Here is a 15,026-nt window from a genome sequence, read left to right on the forward strand (position 1 = left end):
GCAGCCCTACTCCACCGGTGCTTCCACGTCGTCGTACACCCGCGCCGACGCGATCAGGCCATCGGTGCCGAGGGCGCAGACCGCGAGGCCCGGCTGCGGGGGCAGCTCTGTGCCGCCCCAGCGGTCGACGACGTACTCGAACGCGCTGCGCTCGCCGTCCTCGGTGACGGTGCACAGCGTGAGCGGAATGCCGCCGCCTGCGGAGAAGAGGATGTCGTGGAGCTCGGTCAGCTCTCCGGTCCCCGTGCAGCGGTCCGTGTCGGCGGACGGCCCCCGGAAGGTCCCGTCCGGAGCGAAGGCGGCGACGGCGGCCGCGGTGTCCCCCGCGCCGAGGGCGGCCAGATAGCCGTCCACCACGCCGGAGGCGCGGGCCGAGGGGTCGGGCGGCACCATCGGACGGCGCACGGCGTGCCGGCCGAGCAGCGGCAGGCGGGAGTGGTGGATCCGCACCGGGAGCGCGGAGGCGAGGTCGACCGCGGCGGCCACGGGCAGCCCGACGCGCTCACCCTCCGCGCCCTCCAGGTGGACGACCCACTCCCCCACGGCCCGCCCCTCGCCGAAGGTGGTGGCGACCTCCTCGATCTCCGCCTTCCGTTCCGCCCTCCAGGTGTCCTGCACGGCGAGCCAGGCCGCCAGGACGGCGACGCCGCTGATCCGGCCGGCCTCCGGGTCGTCCAGGGCGACGGGTACGGTGGCCGTCGCCGGGTCGCGCAGGGCGTCGGCGAGCTCGGTGGCGCCGAGCCGGCCGACGAGGTCGGGGATCTGCGGGATCCAGACCATCAGGACTCCTGGGGCGTGCGGAGTGGTCGACTTCGATCGTGTGCCCGCACCGGCCCCGGCGCGACCCCAGCGGGCCGCCCGGCACCGCCGAACACGCCCGCACGGCGGCGAGCGGCCACCGACTCAGCGCCGTGTCCGAATCCCGCCGGACGGAAGCCGGCGCAGGGCGCACTGTTGAGGGTGAACACGCTGCGAGAACTCGGAAAGGACCGACCGATGACGGTCTACACGACCATGGACAGCCCGCTCGGCCGACTGCTGCTGGTGGGTGAGGAGTCGGCCACCGCCAAGGGCGGTACGGCGCTGGCCGCGCTGTCCGTGCCGGACCAGAAGCGCGGCGCGGTCGTCCAGGAGGGCTGGCACGAGGACCCGGAGGCGTTCCGGGAGATCGTCTCCCAGCTCGGTTCGTACTTCGACGGCCGGCTCACCGCCTTCGACATCGAGTACGTGACGAGCGGCAGCGACTTCCAGCGGCGCGTCTGGAAGGCCCTGGAGACCATCCCGTACGGCACCACGGTCAGCTACGGGGAGGTCGCCGCGCGGATCGGGGCGTCCAGGGCGGCGGTCCGCGCCGTCGGTACGGCGATCGGCGCCAACCCGCTGCTGATCGTCCGCCCCTGCCACCGCGTGATCGGCGCGACCGGGGCGCTCACCGGATACGCCGGAGGCCTGGAACGCAAGCGGCAGCTCCTCGACCTGGAGAACGAGCCGTCCTGACCGGCGGGGGCGCGCCCGGGTAGCGGGACCGGGCGCGGCCTAGAATCGTGGGGTTTGCCCCCTACCCCCAACCCCCTGCCCCGCCGACGGCCGGGCCGCGGCCCACGGACCGCGGTACGGGCCGCCCCCAGGAGTCCCGCCGATGCCCAGCCCCGACGGCCGCCCCCTCGACTCGTACGTCCGCGTCCGCGGCGCCCGGGAGCACAATCTGCGGGGTGTCGACGTCGACATCCCGCGGGACGTCCTCGTGGTGTTCACCGGGGTGTCGGGGTCCGGGAAGTCCTCGCTGGCCTTCGGCACGATCTACGCGGAGGCGCAACGGCGGTACTTCGAGTCGGTCGCCCCGTACGCGCGGCGGCTGATCCATCAGGTGGGGGCGCCCAAGGTCGGGGAGATCACCGGGCTGCCGCCCGCGGTGTCGCTTCAGCAGCGCAGGTCGGCTCCCACCTCGCGGTCCTCCGTGGGCACGGTCACCAATCTGTCCAACTCGCTGCGGATGCTGTTCTCCCGCGCGGGACGGTATCCGGCGGGCGCCGAACGGCTCGACTCCGACGCGTTCTCCCCGAACACGGCCGCCGGAGCCTGCCCCGAGTGCCACGGCCTCGGACAAGTCCACCGTACGACGGAGGAGTTGCTGGTCCCCGATCCGGAGCTGTCGATCCGCGAGGGCGCGATCGCCGCCTGGCCGGGAGCCTGGCAGGGCAAGAACCTGCGGGACATCCTCGACACGCTCGGCCACGACGTGGACCGGCCCTGGCGTGAACTGCCCGCCGAGGAGCGGAAGTGGATCCTGTTCACGGAGGAGCAGCCGGTGGTCACCGTGCATCCGGTGCGCGAGGCCGAGCGGATCCAACGCCCCTACCAGGGCACGTACATGAGCGCCCGGCGCTATGTCATGAAGACCTTCTCCGACACGAAGAGCGCCACCCTGCGGGCCAAGGCCGAGCGATTCCTCACCGCCGCCCCCTGCCCGGTGTGCGGCGGCAGCAGGCTGCGGCCCGAGGCACTGGCCGTGACGTTCGCGGGGCGGAACATCGCCGAGCTGGCCGCGCTGCCGCTCGTCGAACTGGCGAAGTCCCTCAAGGGCGACTCCGAGACCGCGCGCGTCCTGACCGAGGACCTCGCCTCCCGCATCGCGCCGGTCGTGGAGCTCGGACTCGGCTACCTCAGCCTCGACCGGGCCACCCCCACCCTCTCCGCGGGCGAACTCCAACGGCTGCGGCTGGCGACGCAGTTGCGCTCCGGGCTGTTCGGTGTGGTGTACGTCCTCGACGAGCCGTCCGCGGGGCTGCACCCGGCGGACACGGAGGCCCTGCTCACCGTGCTGGAGCGGCTGAAGGCGGCGGGCAACTCGGTGTTCGTGGTCGAGCACCACTTCGACGTCGTGCGCGGCGCGGACTGGCTGGTCGACGTGGGACCGCTGGCCGGGGAGCACGGCGGGCGGGTCCTGCACAGCGGGCCGGTCGCCGCGCTGGAGGATGTGCCGGAGTCCGCGACGGCACGCTTCCTGTTCGACCGCTCCCCGGCACCGGCGCGCCCGGCGCGCACCCCTCGGGGGCGGGTGTCGGTCGGCCCGGTGACCCGGCACAACCTGCGCGGGGTCACCGCCGAGTTCCCGCTCGGTGTCTTCACCGCGGTCACCGGGGTCTCCGGCTCCGGCAAGTCCACGCTGATCGGCGAGTTGACCGAGGACCTGGCGGGCGTCGGACGGCTGGTCGGTGTCGACCAGAGACCCATCGGCCGAACCCCCCGCTCCAATCTCGCCACCTACACGGGGCTGTTCGACGTCGTGCGCAAGGTGTTCGCCGGGACGGAGGAGGCCGGGGCGCGCGGCTACGGTGTGGGGCGGTTCTCCTTCAACGTGGCCGGGGGGCGCTGCGAGACCTGTCAGGGCGAGGGCTTCGTGAGTGTGGAGCTGCTGTTCCTGCCCAGCACCTACGCCCCGTGCCCGGACTGCGGCGGCGCGCGCTACAACCCCGAGACCCTCGAAGTGACGTACCGGGGACGGAACATCGCGCAGATCCTGGATCTCACGGTGGAGGCGGCGGCCCGGTTCTTCGCCGACACGGACACCCCGGCCGTCACGCGCAGCCTCGGCACCCTGCTGGACGTGGGCCTCGGCTATCTGCGGCTCGGCCAGCCGGCCACGGAGCTGTCGGGCGGCGAGGCCCAGCGCATCAAGCTGGCGAGCGAGTTGCAGCGGATCCGCCGGGGGCACACCTTCTATCTCCTCGACGAGCCGACGACGGGACTGCATCCGGCCGATGTCGAGGTGCTGATGGGCCAGTTGCACGGGCTCGTGGACGCCGGTCACACCGTCGTGGTGGTGGAGCACGACATGACAGTGGTGGCGGGCGCCGACTGGGTGATCGACCTCGGGCCGGGCGGAGGTGACGAGGGAGGCCGGATCGTGGCCGCCGGACCACCCACGCAGGTGGCGGCGACGAACGGCCGGACGGCGCCCTACCTCGCCCGCGCCCTGAACGGACGCCGCTAGCCGATCCGACCCGGCCTCCTTCGGCCCCACCCGGATGCCCGGACGGCTCGGACGGCTCCGGCCCCGTTTCGCCCCGCCCCGGGCGCTGTGCCGGCTCGCACAGCTCGGCCTGCTTCGGCCCCGCCCAGGTGCCCGGTCGGCTCGGACGGCTCCCGCCCCACCTTTCGCCGGGCACTCGGACGGCTCGGACCGCTCCTGCCCCCTTTCGCCCCGCCCCCGGCACTCGGCCGGCCCGGACGGCTCGGCCCGCCCCTGGGTACCCGGACGGCTCGGACGGCTCCGGTGGCGGGGCCCCGGGTCTCAGGGCCCCGCACCGGAACACGGACCGGCCCTCAGAGATGCGCTCCGGCGCCCGCGCCGGGGTCGCCTGCGAAGGTCTGTGCCGCCTCGGCCAGGGAGCGGCGGTCGGGGTGGCTGCCCGCGGGGAGCGGGGGAGACAGGTCCACCTCGGCCACCAGGCCGCGTGCCGACACCACCCGCCACAGGGAGGCGAGCAGCGAGTCCTCGCCGACGAACGCGGGCGCGGTGCTCGCCGTCCCGTCGGCGGAGCGGTACCGGATACGCACCGGCTGGACCGGTACGCCGGCGTCCAGCGCGGCCTGGAAGAGGGCCCTGCGGTAGCGGCCCCGGGCCCGGCCGCACCAGGTGCTGCCCTCGGGGAACGCGGCGACGGCCGAGCCGCCGCGCAGGGTCTCGGCGACCCGGCCCACCGTGCCGGGCAGGGCGCGCAGCCGGTCGCGGTCGATGAAGAGCGTGCCGCCACGGGCGGCCAGCGCGCCCATCACGGGCCAGCCGCGCACCTCGGTCTTGGCGACCATCCGCGCCGGGCGGACGGCGGCGAGCAGCGGGATGTCCAGCCACGAGACGTGGTTGGCGACGATCAGCACGCCGCCGGTGGGCCGGGCCGCTCCGGTGATCCGTGTCCGGACCCCGGCCGTGTGCACCACGGCCAGGCACCAGCGGCGGATCCACCTCTGGCGGGGCCGGTCCCGCAGCAGTCCGGCCGCCGGGATCAGGGCGATCCCGAGGACGACGACGGCCACCAGCGCGGCCAGCCGCAGGACGGCGCGGGGCGCACCCCACCAGGGCCGCGCGGACTCCACGCAGCCGCGCGGCGAGCAGGGAGCGGTGGGCAGCCAGGCACTGGCCCCCCGAACGGGGCCGGCGGCGGGCCGCCGGCCCCGCGCGGGCACGGGACCGGCCGCCGGCGGCCTCGACACGGGGAGCGGACCGGCGGCGGGCCGCCGAGGCGCGGGGATGGCTTCGGAGAGCACGGTCGCCGACCGCCCTCCGGCGAACCGGGGGCGGCGGACGGCGGGGAGGCGCGGCGCTCCGGTGCGGGGCGTGCTCATCAGGCGGGGACGAGCGAGAGGAAGTGCCGCAGATAGCGCGGGTTGACCCGGCGCATCGACAGCAGCACGTACATGTCGGCGACCCCGAAGTCCGTGTCGTGCGCGGGCTCGCCGCACACCCAGGCGCCGAGGCGCAGATAGCCGCGCAGCAGCGGGGGCAGTTCGGTGCGGGCGGGCCGGGCGACGCCCTCGGGGCTCCAGGGCAGCAGGGGGCGGACGCGGAACTCCTCGGGGGACAGGTGCTTGGCCGCGACCCGGTCCCAGGTGCCCGCGGCGAGGGTGCCGCCGTCGGCGAGGGGTATCGAGCAGCAGCCCGCGAGCCATTCGTGGCCGCCGTCGACCATGTAGCGGGCGATCCCGGCCCAGATCAGTCCGATGACGGCGCCGTCGCGGTGGTCGGGGTGGACGCAGGAGCGGCCGACCTCGACCAGTCCGGGGCGAATTCCGGCCAGCGGACCGAGGTCGAACTCGCTCTCGGAGTAGAGCCGTCCGGCTACCGCGGCGCGCTCGGGCGGCAGCAGCCGGTAGGTGCCGACGACCTGCCCCGATTCGGTGTCGCGGACCAGCAGGTGGTCGCAGTAGGCGTCGAAGGCATCGATGTCGAGGCCCGGCTGCGGGGTGTTCAGGAGGGCGCCCATCTCCCCGGCGAAGACGTCGTGGCGGAGCCGTTGCGCTGCCCGGACATCGGCCTCGTCGCGGGCCAGGGTGACGGTGTAGCGGGTGGGGGCGACGGGCTCGGTCGGGCTGTCGAGGGTGGATACGCCGGTCATGGCACTCTCCTGGTCACGGGCCGGTTCGGCGGAGGGGATACCCCTTGCTCAAAGGGAGTCGAGAGCTCGGGGGAGGCAGGCCGGATCCGAACGGTCTGCGCGCTCCTGTTCTTCCGACGCCGGTTGGCGCCTGCGTGACCAGTGCCAGGAGGGCGGATGTGGGGATGCTGAATGACAGGGGTGCCCGGAAAAGCGAGACGGGACCGGGGTATGAGCACCACACCCGGTCCCGCCCGTCCGCACCGTACGGCGAACGACTTTGTGCCTAACGTTTGCCCGCTCGGCGGGTGGCGCGCAGCCACTCCTTGTTCATGGAGGTGATGGAGACCAGCGGGATGCCCTTGGGGCAGGCGGTCGCGCACTCCCCGGCCAGGGTGCAGCCGCCGAAGCCCTCCGCGTCCATCTGTCCGACCATGTCGAGCACCCGGGTCTCCCGCTCGGGGGCGCCCTGCGGCAGTACGTTCAGGTGGTTGATCTTGGCCGAGGTGAACAGCATGGCGGCCCCGTTCGGGCAGGCCGCCACGCAGGCGCCGCAGCCGATGCACTCCGCGTGCTCGAAGGCGAAGTCGGCGTCGGGTTTGGGGACGGGGGTGGCGTGCGCCTCGGGCGCGGCGCCGGTCGGGGCGGTGATGTAGCCGCCGGCCTGGATGATGCGGTCGAAGGCGGAGCGGTCGACGACGAGGTCCTTGACGACCGGGAAGGCGGCGGCCCGCCAGGGTTCGACGTCGATCGTGTCGCCGTCGCGGAAGGAGCGCATGTGGAGCTGGCAGGTGGTGGTGCGCTCGGGTCCGTGCGCGTCACCGTTGATGACCAGGCTGCACGCGCCGCAGATGCCCTCGCGGCAGTCGTGGTCGAAGGCGACGGGGTCGTCCCCGGCGAGGATGAGCTCTTCGTTGAGGGTGTCGAGCATCTCCAGGAAGGACATGTCGGCCGAGATGCCGTCCACCTCGTACGTGGACATCGCTCCGTCGGCGTCGGCGTTCTTCTGCCGCCAGACGCGCAGGGTGAGCTTCATGCGTAGCTCCGCTGGGTGGGGTGGACGTACTCGAAGACCAGGTCTTCCTTGTGCAGGACGGGCGCGGTGCCGGTGTCGGTGAACTCCCAGGCGGCCGCGTACGAGAACTCCTCGTCCCGGCGGGCGGCCTCGCCGTCGGGGGTCTGGGACTCCTCGCGGAAGTGGCCGCCGCAGGACTCGGCGCGGTGCAGTGCGTCGAGGCACATCAGCTCGGCGAGTTCGAGGTAGTCGACGATGCGGTTGGCCTTCTCCAGGGACTGGTTGAACTCCTCTCCGCTGCCGGGGACCTTGATGCGCCGCCAGAACTCCTCGCGGATCTGCGGGATGCGTTCGAGGGCCTTGCGCAGGCCGCTCTTGGTGCGGGCCATTCCGCAGAACTCCCACATGAGTTCGCCGAGTTCGCGGTGGAAGGAGTCGGGGGTGCGGTCGCCGTCGACGGACAGGAGCAGGTTGACGCGGTCCTCGGTCTCGGCCAGGACCTCCTGCACGGCGGGGTGTCCGGTGGTGACGGGCTGCTGCTTCGGGTTGCGGGCGAGATAGTCGTTGATCGTCGAGGGCAGGACGAAGTAGCCGTCCGCGAGTCCCTGCATGAGGGCGGAGGCGCCGAGCCGGTTCGCGCCGTGGTCGGAGAAGTTGGCCTCGCCGATCGCGAACAGGCCGGGGACGGTGGTCTGGAGGTCGTAGTCGACCCACAGTCCGCCCATCGTGTAGTGCACGGCGGGGTAGATCCGCATGGGCACGGTGTACGGGTCCTCGGCGGTGATCCGGGCGTACATGTCGAAGAGGTTGCCGTACTTCTCCTCGACCGCGGCACGGCCCATCCGCCGGATGGCGTCGGCGAAGTCGAGGTAGACGCCCTGGCCGCCGGGGCCCACTCCCCTGCCCTCGTCGCAGACGTTCTTGGCGGCGCGGGAGGCGATGTCGCGGGGCACGAGGTTGCCGAAGGAGGGGTAGATGCGCTCCAGGTAGTAGTCGCGCTCCTCCTCGGGGATCTCGTTCGGCGGGCGGGTGTCGCCGTGTGCCTTCGGGACCCAGATGCGGCCGTCGTTGCGCAGCGACTCGCTCATCAGGGTCAGCTTGCACTGGTGGTCGCCGGTGCGCGGGATGCAGGTGGGGTGGATCTGGGTGAAGCAGGGGTTGGCGAAGTAGGCGCCGCGCCGGTGGGCCCGCCAGATCGCGGTGGCGTTGGAGTTCATGGCGTTCGTCGAGAGGTAGAAGACGTTGCCGTAGCCGCCGCTCGCCAGGACGACCGCGTCGGCGAAGTGGGTGTCGATCCGGCCGGTGATCAGGTCGCGGGCGACGATGCCGCGGGCGCGTCCGTCGACCACGATCAGGTCCAGCATCTCGGTGCGCGGGTGCATCTCGACGTTGCCGGCGGCGATCTGCCGGGACAGGGCCTGGTAGGCGCCGAGCAGGAGCTGCTGGCCGGTCTGGCCGCGGGCGTAGAAGGTGCGGGAGACCTGGACGCCGCCGAAGGACCGGGTGTCGAGCAGACCGCCGTACTCGCGGGCGAAGGGCACGCCCTGGGCGACGCACTGGTCGATGATCTCGACCGAGATCTGCGCCAGGCGGCGGACGTTGGACTCGCGGGCCCTGAAGTCGCCGCCCTTGACGGTGTCGTAGAAGAGCCGGTGCACGGAGTCGCCGTCGTTGCGGTAGTTCTTCGCGGCGTTGATGCCGCCCTGCGCGGCGATCGAATGGGCCCGGCGCGGGGAGTCCTGGTAGCAGAACTGGACGACGTGGTAGCCCTGTTCGGCGAGGGTGGCGCCGGCGGAGCCGCCCGCGAGGCCGGTGCCGACGACGATCACGGTGTGCTTGCGGCGGTTGGCGGGGTTGACCAGCTTGGCCTCGAAGCGGCGCCTGTCCCAGCGCTCTTCGACCGGGCCGGCCGGTGCCTTGGTGTCGGCGACGGGTTCGCCGGTCGTGAAGTGGGCGTATTCGGTGGTCATTTCAGCTCACCACTCCGGTCATGACGCCCACGGGTACGGCGATGAAGCCCGCCGTGAGCAGCAGTGCGAGGACGTCGGCGACGGTCTTGAGGGCGCGGTCGCGGGTGCGGCTGCCGGCCCCGAGGGTCTGGGCGGCGCTCCAGAATCCGTGCCGGATGTGGAGGCCGAGCGCGAGCATCGCGACGATGTAGATGACGTTCCCGTACCAGGTGGAGAAGGTGTCCACGACGTTCTGGTAGGGGTGGCCCTCCTGGAAGCCGCCGGAGTGCACGGTGCCGGTGGTCAGGTCGAGGAGGTGCCAGACGATGAACAGGCCGAGGATGATCCCGCCCCAGCGCATCGTGCGGGTGGCGTAGCTCGCGCCGCGCTTCCGGTGCACGTACCGGGTGGGCCGGGCCTTGATGTCGCGCCGGCTGAGCTGGTACGCCGAGGTGGCGTGCGCGATCACGGCGACGACCAGGACCACGCGGACGAGCCACAGGGTCCACTCGTAGTGCATGAACGGTTCGCCGATGGTGCGCAGCCAGTGCGCGTAGTGGTTGAACTCGCCCGCTCCGAAGTAGATCTTCAGGTTCCCGATCATGTGGGCGACCAGGTAGAGCAGCATGATCAGGCCGCTGACGGCCATCACGGTCTTCTTGCCGACGGAGCTGTCCCACACGGTGCGCGCCATGGACGGCCGTCGGTCCGTCCGCGTTGCCAGAGCCATGAGAAGAGACGGTAGGTGGCGAGGTACCGATCGGTCCAAGACATGAAACGGCTGGTTTCCATAGACCTGGGCTATGGTCGAAGGGTGCAGTTCCACCAGCTCCAGTACTTCGTGGCCGTCGCGGAGACCCGGCACTTCACCCGGGCCGCCGACCTGGTGCATGTCGCGCAGCCCTCGCTGTCCCAGCAGATCAAGGCGCTGGAGCGGGAGTTGGGGGCCGATCTGTTCCTGCGGGCACGCGGGAACATCACGCTGACCGACGCGGGCGAGGCGCTGCTGCCGCTGGCCCGGCGCATCCTCGCCGACGCGGACACGGCCCGGCACGAGGTGCAGGAGCTGGCCCAGTTGCGCAGCGGCAGGGTGCGGCTCGGCGCGACCCCGAGCCTGTGCACGGGCCTGCTGCCCGACGTGCTGCGCGCCTTCCACGACCGCTATCCGGGCATCCGGCTGCTGATCGAGGAGGGCGGCTCGCACGATCTCGTACGGGAACTCGCGCGCGGCGCGCTCGACCTGGCCCTGGTCGTCCTGCCCCTGCCCACCCCGTCCCCCGCGCTGACCACGGTGGAGCTGCTGCGCGAGGACCTGGTGGTGGTGTCGTCGCCCGACGCTCCGCCGCCCGGCGGGCGCGGCGGGCGGCGCGCGGTGCGGGTCGCCGACCTGGAGGGCGAGCGTCTGGTGATGTTCCGGCACGGCTACGACCTGCGGGAGCTGACCGTCGCCGCCTGCCGGGCCGAGGGCTTCGAACCGGACTTCGCGGTCGAGGGCGGGGAGATGGACGCGGTGCTCGGCTTCGTCCGGGCGGGCCTCGGCGTGGCCGTCGTACCGCGCATGGTGGCCGCGCGGTCCGGGTCCGGGCTGCGGGTGACACCGTTGGCGCCGCCCGGTCTGGAACGGACCATCGCGCTGGCGCACCGCAGTGACGTGGCGCCGCCCCGGGCGGCCCGGGAGCTGCAGCGGATGCTGCTGGAGCGCTGACGGCGGACCGCCCCGGGCTCACCAGGTCGGGATGAGGCCGCCGTCGATCACGAAGTCGCTGCCGGTGATGTTGCGCGCCCCGTCCGAGGCGAGGAAGAGGACGAGTCCGGCCACCTCGGACGGCTCCGAGAAGCGGCCGGTGACGGTCGCCCCGGACGCCTTGGCGACGACGTCGTCGGGGGTGAGCCCGGCGGACGCCGAGACCGTCGCGGCTACTCCCCCGCCGCCGAGCCACAGGTCGGTCTTCACCGGGCCGGGGCTCACCGTGTTGACACGGATGCCCTGCGGGCCGACCTCCTTGGACAGGGCCTTGGAGAACGCGACCAGGGCCGCCTTGCCCGCGCTGTAGTCGATGACCAGCGGGTCCGGCAGTGTGGCGTTGACCGAGGCGATCGTCACGACCGAGCCGTCACCGGCGGCCAGCATCACCGGCAGGGCCGCACGGGTGACCCGTACGGCCGTGAACAGGTTCAGTTCGAGACTGCGCCGCCACTCCTCGTCGGTGACCGACAGGAAGCCGCCGGTCCGGGCGGGGGCCGTACCCACGTTGTTGACCAGGACGTCGATCCGTCCGCCCGCCGCCTCGACGAGCCTGGCCGCGGCGTCCGGTTCGGCGAGGTCGGCCGGCACCCAGGTCACGTTCCCCTTGGCGGCCAGGGCGTCGAGGCCCGCCGAGGTGCCGCGGGAGCCGGCGATCACCGTGGCGCCCGCCCCGGCCAGCGCCTCCGTGACCGCGAGTCCGATGCCCTTGCTGGCTCCGGTGACGACGGCGGTTCTGCCCTGAAGTTCCGTGCTCATCCGTCTCAGCTCCATGTGTGGGAGGTGCTCCCCGTCCATGAGACATACGAAGGGCCGCGGGCGCGAGGCGTGCCGTGCGCCCGGGACGTCCGCCCCCGCGCGGCGTGCCTCCGGTGACGGAGGCGCGCCGCGTGGACGGGCTCAGCCGACCGCGTCGACCAGGGCCAGCTCGTGCAGCCGCTCCGGCGGTCCGGGGCGGGCGTAGTACCAGCCCTGGGCGGTGTCGCAGCCCAGGATCCGAAGCTGTTCGGCCTGCGCGCCGGTCTCCACGCCCTCGACGGTGACCGCCAGGTCGAGGCTGTGGGCGAGGGAGACGATGCCCTCGACGATCTTCAGGTCGACGGGATCCGCCGGGAACTGCTGCATCCCCTGGGTGAAGGAGCGGTCGAGCTTCAGGATGCTGACCGGCAGACGCCGCAGGTTGGCCAGGTTCGAGTAGCCGGTGCCGAAGTCGTCGAGCGCGATGTCGACGCCCATCTCGGCGAGCCGGCGCAGCGGTTTGAGGAGGTCGTCGTCGGCGCCGATCAGCGCGGACTCGGTGACCTCCAGGCACAGCGCCTGGGCGTCGAGGCCCTCGCGCTCCAGGATGTCCACGGTGTCCTGGACCAGGCCGGGATGGGTGAGCTGGCACGGCGAGAGATTGACGTTGACGCGCAGCGGACCCGCGTCGGAGTGCCGCTCCTGCCAGCTGCGGGCCTGCCGCACCGACTGCTCCAGGACCCAGCGGCCGAGCGGCACGATCAGCCCGGTGTGCTCGGCGAGCGGGATGAAGCGGTCCGGTCCGAGGACGCCGTGCTGCGGGTGCAGCCAGCGCACCAGCGCCTCCGCGCCCCGCACGCTGCCGTCGCCGAGGTGCACCAGCGGCTGGTACTCGATGAAGAACTCGCCCCGGTCCAGGGCGGCGGGCAGCGCGGTGGTCAGCCCGTTGCGGGTGATGGCGCGAGCGTCGGCCTCCGGGTCGGCCAGCTCGAAGCGGTTGCCGCCCGCGGACTTGGCCCGGTACATCGTGATGTCGGCGCTGCGCAGCACCTCGGCGGCGCCGCGCTCCCCGGCCGGCCCCTCGACGACGCCGACGCTGCCCCGCACGGTCAGGTCACGGCCGTCGATGCTGATCGGCGTGACGAGCGCGTTCATGATGCGCCCGGCCAGTTCGTCGACCTCGCGCTCGGTGTGCGGGCCGGTGGTCAGGGCCACGAACTCGTCGCCGCCGAGCCGGGCGACCATCTCGCCGGGGGCGGTCGCGCAGGACTGGAGGCGGTCGGCGACCTCGACGAGCAGCCGGTCGCCGGCCGCGTGCCCGAGGCTGTCGTTGATGGTCTTGAAGCCGTCGAGGTCGAGGTAGCAGAGCCCGAAGCGCTGCCCCTCCCCCGCGGCCAGCGCCTTCTCCAGGCGCTCGAAGAACAGGGTGCGGTTGGGCAGTCCGGTCAGCGCGTCGTGGGTCGCCTCGTAGCGCAGCCGCAGATTGAGCAGCCGCCGCTCGGTGGTGTCCTCCATCAGCGCGAGCTGGTACTGGGGCTGGCCGTCCGCGTCGCGGAGCAGGGAGACCGTCAGGTTGGTCCACAGGGCGGTGCCGTCGGGGCGGTAGAACGCCTTCTCGACGTGGTAGTGCTCGCGCTCGCCGCGCACCAGCTCCTCGTAGAGCCGCCACACCTGGGGAGCGTCCTCGGCGTGGGTCCATTCCGGGACCTTGCGGCCGCGCATGGTCTGTTCGGAGCCGCCGAACATCCGCAGCAGGGCGCCGTTGGCCTGGAGGATGTTGCCTTCGAGGTCGGCGATGGCGATGCCTATGGCCGCGCCCTCGAACACCGCGCGGAAGCGGGCCTCGCTGTCGTGCAGCGCCTCGGCCACCGCGCTGCGCGCGGTCAACGCCGCCTGCGAGATGGCCTGTTGTTCGGAGAGGGTGCGCTCGCGCAGCGCCTCGGCGTACCCGGCGGCCATCGCGTGCTGGAGTCGCGCGGAGCGGGTGCGCAGGGCCTCCTTGGGGCCGTCCTCGCCGCAGTAGAGCACGAGGTAGGCGTCGACGCAGTCGAGGGCCCTGCTGAGGGCCTCGGGGTCGGTGCAGTGCGCGGCGACGAGGGCGGCTCCGACGCCGCGTCCCTCGGCCGCCTCGAAGGTCCTGGCCCGCAGCGCCTCGCTCAGCCGCCGGGCGAGCGGCAGCAGTTGTTCCTCGAACTCCGGCCGGGTCAGCGAGGTGGAGGTGACGGGGAAGACCGCGCGGCTCCAGATCGTCGCGAACCGGCGCAGTCTGTCCTCCGGCCCGTCCGGCTCGGCGCTCACGCCGTGCGTCCCACGCCGCCGAACCCGGAGAAGGAATAGGGATCCTCGTCCTCGGACGCCGTGTCGGGCCGCCAGTTCGGCATCGGCACCAGTCCGGGTTCCACCATGTCGTACCCCTCGAAGAACCGCGCGATCTCGTCGCGCGTGCGCATGATCAGCGGGTTGCGGATGTCCTTGTAGACGTCGACCGTGCCCTCGGCCTGCTCCCGCGGGAGCGGAATGCCCTCGAACGAGGCATGCGTGACGACGAGCATGCTTCCCGGCGCGAGGGCGTCGCGCAGTTCGGCCACCGCCCGGTACGGGTCGTCCGCGTCTTCCACGAAGTGAAGTATGGCAACGAGAAGCACCGCGACCGGCCGGTTCAGGTCGATCAGCCGCTGAACCGGGTGGCTCAGCAGGATCTCCTGGGGCTTGAGCAGGTCCGCGGCGACGACGTCCGCGTCCTCGTTGTCGCGCAGCACGACCTCGCTGTGTGCGACGGCAACCGGGTCGTGGTCGACGTAGACGACCCGCGCGCCGGGCCGGGCGGCCTGGGCGATCTCGTGGACGTTGCCGAACGTCGGGATGCCGGAGCCGATGTCGAGGAACTGGTCGATGCCCTCGGCGGCGGCGTAGCGGACGGCCCGGCGCATGAACGCCCGGTTCGCCTGCATGATCTTGGGAAGTCCCGGCATGAACTCCATCGCCTTGCGCGCCGCTTCCCGGTCGACCTCGAAGTTGTGCGAACCGCCCAGGTAGTAGTCGTATATCCGGGACACGCTCGGCACTGAGATGTCAATGCTGCGAGGGGCCCAGGCGGGACGCTCCATCTATCTCTCCAAGGCGTAGGCGACGGCACGGACGATCCGGTGTTCGAGCAGAGGCTACTGATCGCCCGCCAAAGGAGCGAGTCAAACCGGAAATTGACCGTCCGTTCCCGGTCACTGCCTCAGGCACGTGCCGAATTGGCATCTGCGAACGTATACCGCGCACGCCACTCACCGCCCTCGCGAAATCCCTCCGAAGCATTCCAAAAAGCTCCGCGGGGTCACGAAGCGTGGTCAAGTCTCCCGCCGGGCCGAGGCGTTCTTTCACATCCGGGCCGACGCCCGGATCTTTCACGTTCCGGCGACGGCCGGAAACCTTCGCCGCCGGAACGTGAAAGTCCGCCGGAAGCAGCGCACAAGGGTCCGCCCCCTCCGTGGAGG

The 15,026-nt window shown here is 72.4% G+C and carries 12 protein-coding genes; 3 read left to right on the plus strand and 9 right to left on the minus strand.

Annotated features, from left to right (window positions below):
• Positions 1–6: 6 nt before the first annotated feature.
• On the minus strand, positions 7–780 hold the full coding sequence (locus tag ACZ4TO_RS03935) for a nuclear transport factor 2 family protein (protein ID WP_468023347.1): 774 nt from the start codon (positions 778–780) through the stop codon (positions 7–9).
• Positions 781–996: 216 nt separating this feature from the next.
• Here ACZ4TO_RS03935 and ACZ4TO_RS03940 point away from each other — a divergent pair, with 216 nt between their 5' ends.
• Positions 997–1,497, plus strand: a complete 501-nt coding sequence (locus tag ACZ4TO_RS03940; RefSeq protein WP_382779263.1) for a methylated-DNA--[protein]-cysteine S-methyltransferase — start codon at positions 997–999, stop codon at positions 1,495–1,497.
• A gap of 142 nt (positions 1,498–1,639) precedes the next feature.
• A complete protein-coding gene (locus ACZ4TO_RS03945; RefSeq protein ID WP_468023348.1) occupies positions 1,640–3,994 on the plus strand; it encodes an excinuclease ABC subunit UvrA in 2,355 nt (784 codons plus the stop codon).
• Between the two features lie 332 nt (positions 3,995–4,326).
• Here ACZ4TO_RS03945 and ACZ4TO_RS03950 read toward each other — a convergent pair whose 3' ends face one another.
• From ACZ4TO_RS03950 to ACZ4TO_RS03970, 5 genes are all read right to left on the minus strand, one after another.
• Positions 4,327–5,097, minus strand: coding sequence for a lysophospholipid acyltransferase family protein (locus ACZ4TO_RS03950; protein ID WP_385038904.1), 771 nt, complete (start codon positions 5,095–5,097; stop codon positions 4,327–4,329).
• Between the two features lie 248 nt (positions 5,098–5,345).
• Positions 5,346–6,116, minus strand: coding sequence for a GNAT family N-acetyltransferase (locus ACZ4TO_RS03955; protein ID WP_468023349.1), 771 nt, complete (start codon positions 6,114–6,116; stop codon positions 5,346–5,348).
• Between the two features lie 265 nt (positions 6,117–6,381).
• Complete coding sequence (locus tag ACZ4TO_RS03960; RefSeq protein ID WP_385038909.1) at positions 6,382–7,131, minus strand: succinate dehydrogenase/fumarate reductase iron-sulfur subunit; 750 nt, start codon at positions 7,129–7,131, stop codon at positions 6,382–6,384.
• Positions 7,128–9,080 carry a fumarate reductase/succinate dehydrogenase flavoprotein subunit gene (locus ACZ4TO_RS03965; RefSeq protein ID WP_468023350.1) on the minus strand — a complete coding sequence of 651 codons (1,953 nt, stop codon included), beginning with the start codon at positions 9,078–9,080 and terminating at the stop codon, positions 7,128–7,130. Before ACZ4TO_RS03965 ends, ACZ4TO_RS03960 begins: the two co-directional genes overlap by 4 nt.
• 1 nt (position 9,081) lies before the next feature.
• The gene (locus ACZ4TO_RS03970; RefSeq protein WP_382780789.1) at positions 9,082–9,753 is read right to left on the minus strand and encodes a succinate dehydrogenase; all 672 of its coding nucleotides are present in this window, start codon (positions 9,751–9,753) and stop codon (positions 9,082–9,084) included.
• Positions 9,754–9,873: 120 nt separating this feature from the next.
• Here ACZ4TO_RS03970 and ACZ4TO_RS03975 point away from each other — a divergent pair, with 120 nt between their 5' ends.
• A complete protein-coding gene (locus ACZ4TO_RS03975) occupies positions 9,874–10,764 on the plus strand; it encodes a LysR family transcriptional regulator (protein WP_382779244.1) in 891 nt (296 codons plus the stop codon).
• Between the two features lie 18 nt (positions 10,765–10,782).
• Here ACZ4TO_RS03975 and ACZ4TO_RS03980 read toward each other — a convergent pair whose 3' ends face one another.
• The 3 genes from ACZ4TO_RS03980 to ACZ4TO_RS03990 form a co-directional block, all read right to left on the minus strand.
• Positions 10,783–11,562: an SDR family NAD(P)-dependent oxidoreductase gene (locus tag ACZ4TO_RS03980; protein WP_382779241.1), complete on the minus strand. Its 780-nt coding sequence runs from the start codon at positions 11,560–11,562 to the stop codon at positions 10,783–10,785.
• A gap of 141 nt (positions 11,563–11,703) precedes the next feature.
• Positions 11,704–13,839, minus strand: a complete 2,136-nt coding sequence (locus ACZ4TO_RS03985) for a putative bifunctional diguanylate cyclase/phosphodiesterase (RefSeq protein WP_382779238.1) — start codon at positions 13,837–13,839, stop codon at positions 11,704–11,706.
• Positions 13,836–14,648: an SAM-dependent methyltransferase gene (locus ACZ4TO_RS03990; protein ID WP_385038915.1), complete on the minus strand. Its 813-nt coding sequence runs from the start codon at positions 14,646–14,648 to the stop codon at positions 13,836–13,838. Before ACZ4TO_RS03990 ends, ACZ4TO_RS03985 begins: the two co-directional genes overlap by 4 nt.
• Between the last annotated feature and the right edge of the window lie 378 nt (positions 14,649–15,026).

The sequence above is a fragment of the Streptomyces sp. NPDC028298 genome (assembly GCF_055565895.1).

What these genes read in the sequence shown, in the direction of transcription:
- ACZ4TO_RS03935 (WP_468023347.1), bottom strand. Translation starts at nt 780, where the DNA reads ATGGTCTGGATCCCGCAGATCCCCGACCTCGTCGGCCGGCTCGGCGCC.
- ACZ4TO_RS03940 (WP_382779263.1), top strand. Translation starts at nt 997, where the DNA reads ATGACGGTCTACACGACCATGGACAGCCCGCTCGGCCGACTGCTGCTG.
- ACZ4TO_RS03945 (WP_468023348.1), top strand. Translation starts at nt 1,640, where the DNA reads ATGCCCAGCCCCGACGGCCGCCCCCTCGACTCGTACGTCCGCGTCCGC.
- ACZ4TO_RS03955 (WP_468023349.1), bottom strand. Translation starts at nt 6,116, where the DNA reads ATGACCGGCGTATCCACCCTCGACAGCCCGACCGAGCCCGTCGCCCCC.
- ACZ4TO_RS03960 (WP_385038909.1), bottom strand. Translation starts at nt 7,131, where the DNA reads ATGAAGCTCACCCTGCGCGTCTGGCGGCAGAAGAACGCCGACGCCGAC.
- ACZ4TO_RS03965 (WP_468023350.1), bottom strand. Translation starts at nt 9,080, where the DNA reads ATGACCACCGAATACGCCCACTTCACGACCGGCGAACCCGTCGCCGAC.
- ACZ4TO_RS03970 (WP_382780789.1), bottom strand. Translation starts at nt 9,753, where the DNA reads ATGGCGCGCACCGTGTGGGACAGCTCCGTCGGCAAGAAGACCGTGATG.
- ACZ4TO_RS03980 (WP_382779241.1), bottom strand. Translation starts at nt 11,562, where the DNA reads ATGAGCACGGAACTTCAGGGCAGAACCGCCGTCGTCACCGGAGCCAGC.
- ACZ4TO_RS03990 (WP_385038915.1), bottom strand. Translation starts at nt 14,648, where the DNA reads ATGGAGCGTCCCGCCTGGGCCCCTCGCAGCATTGACATCTCAGTGCCG.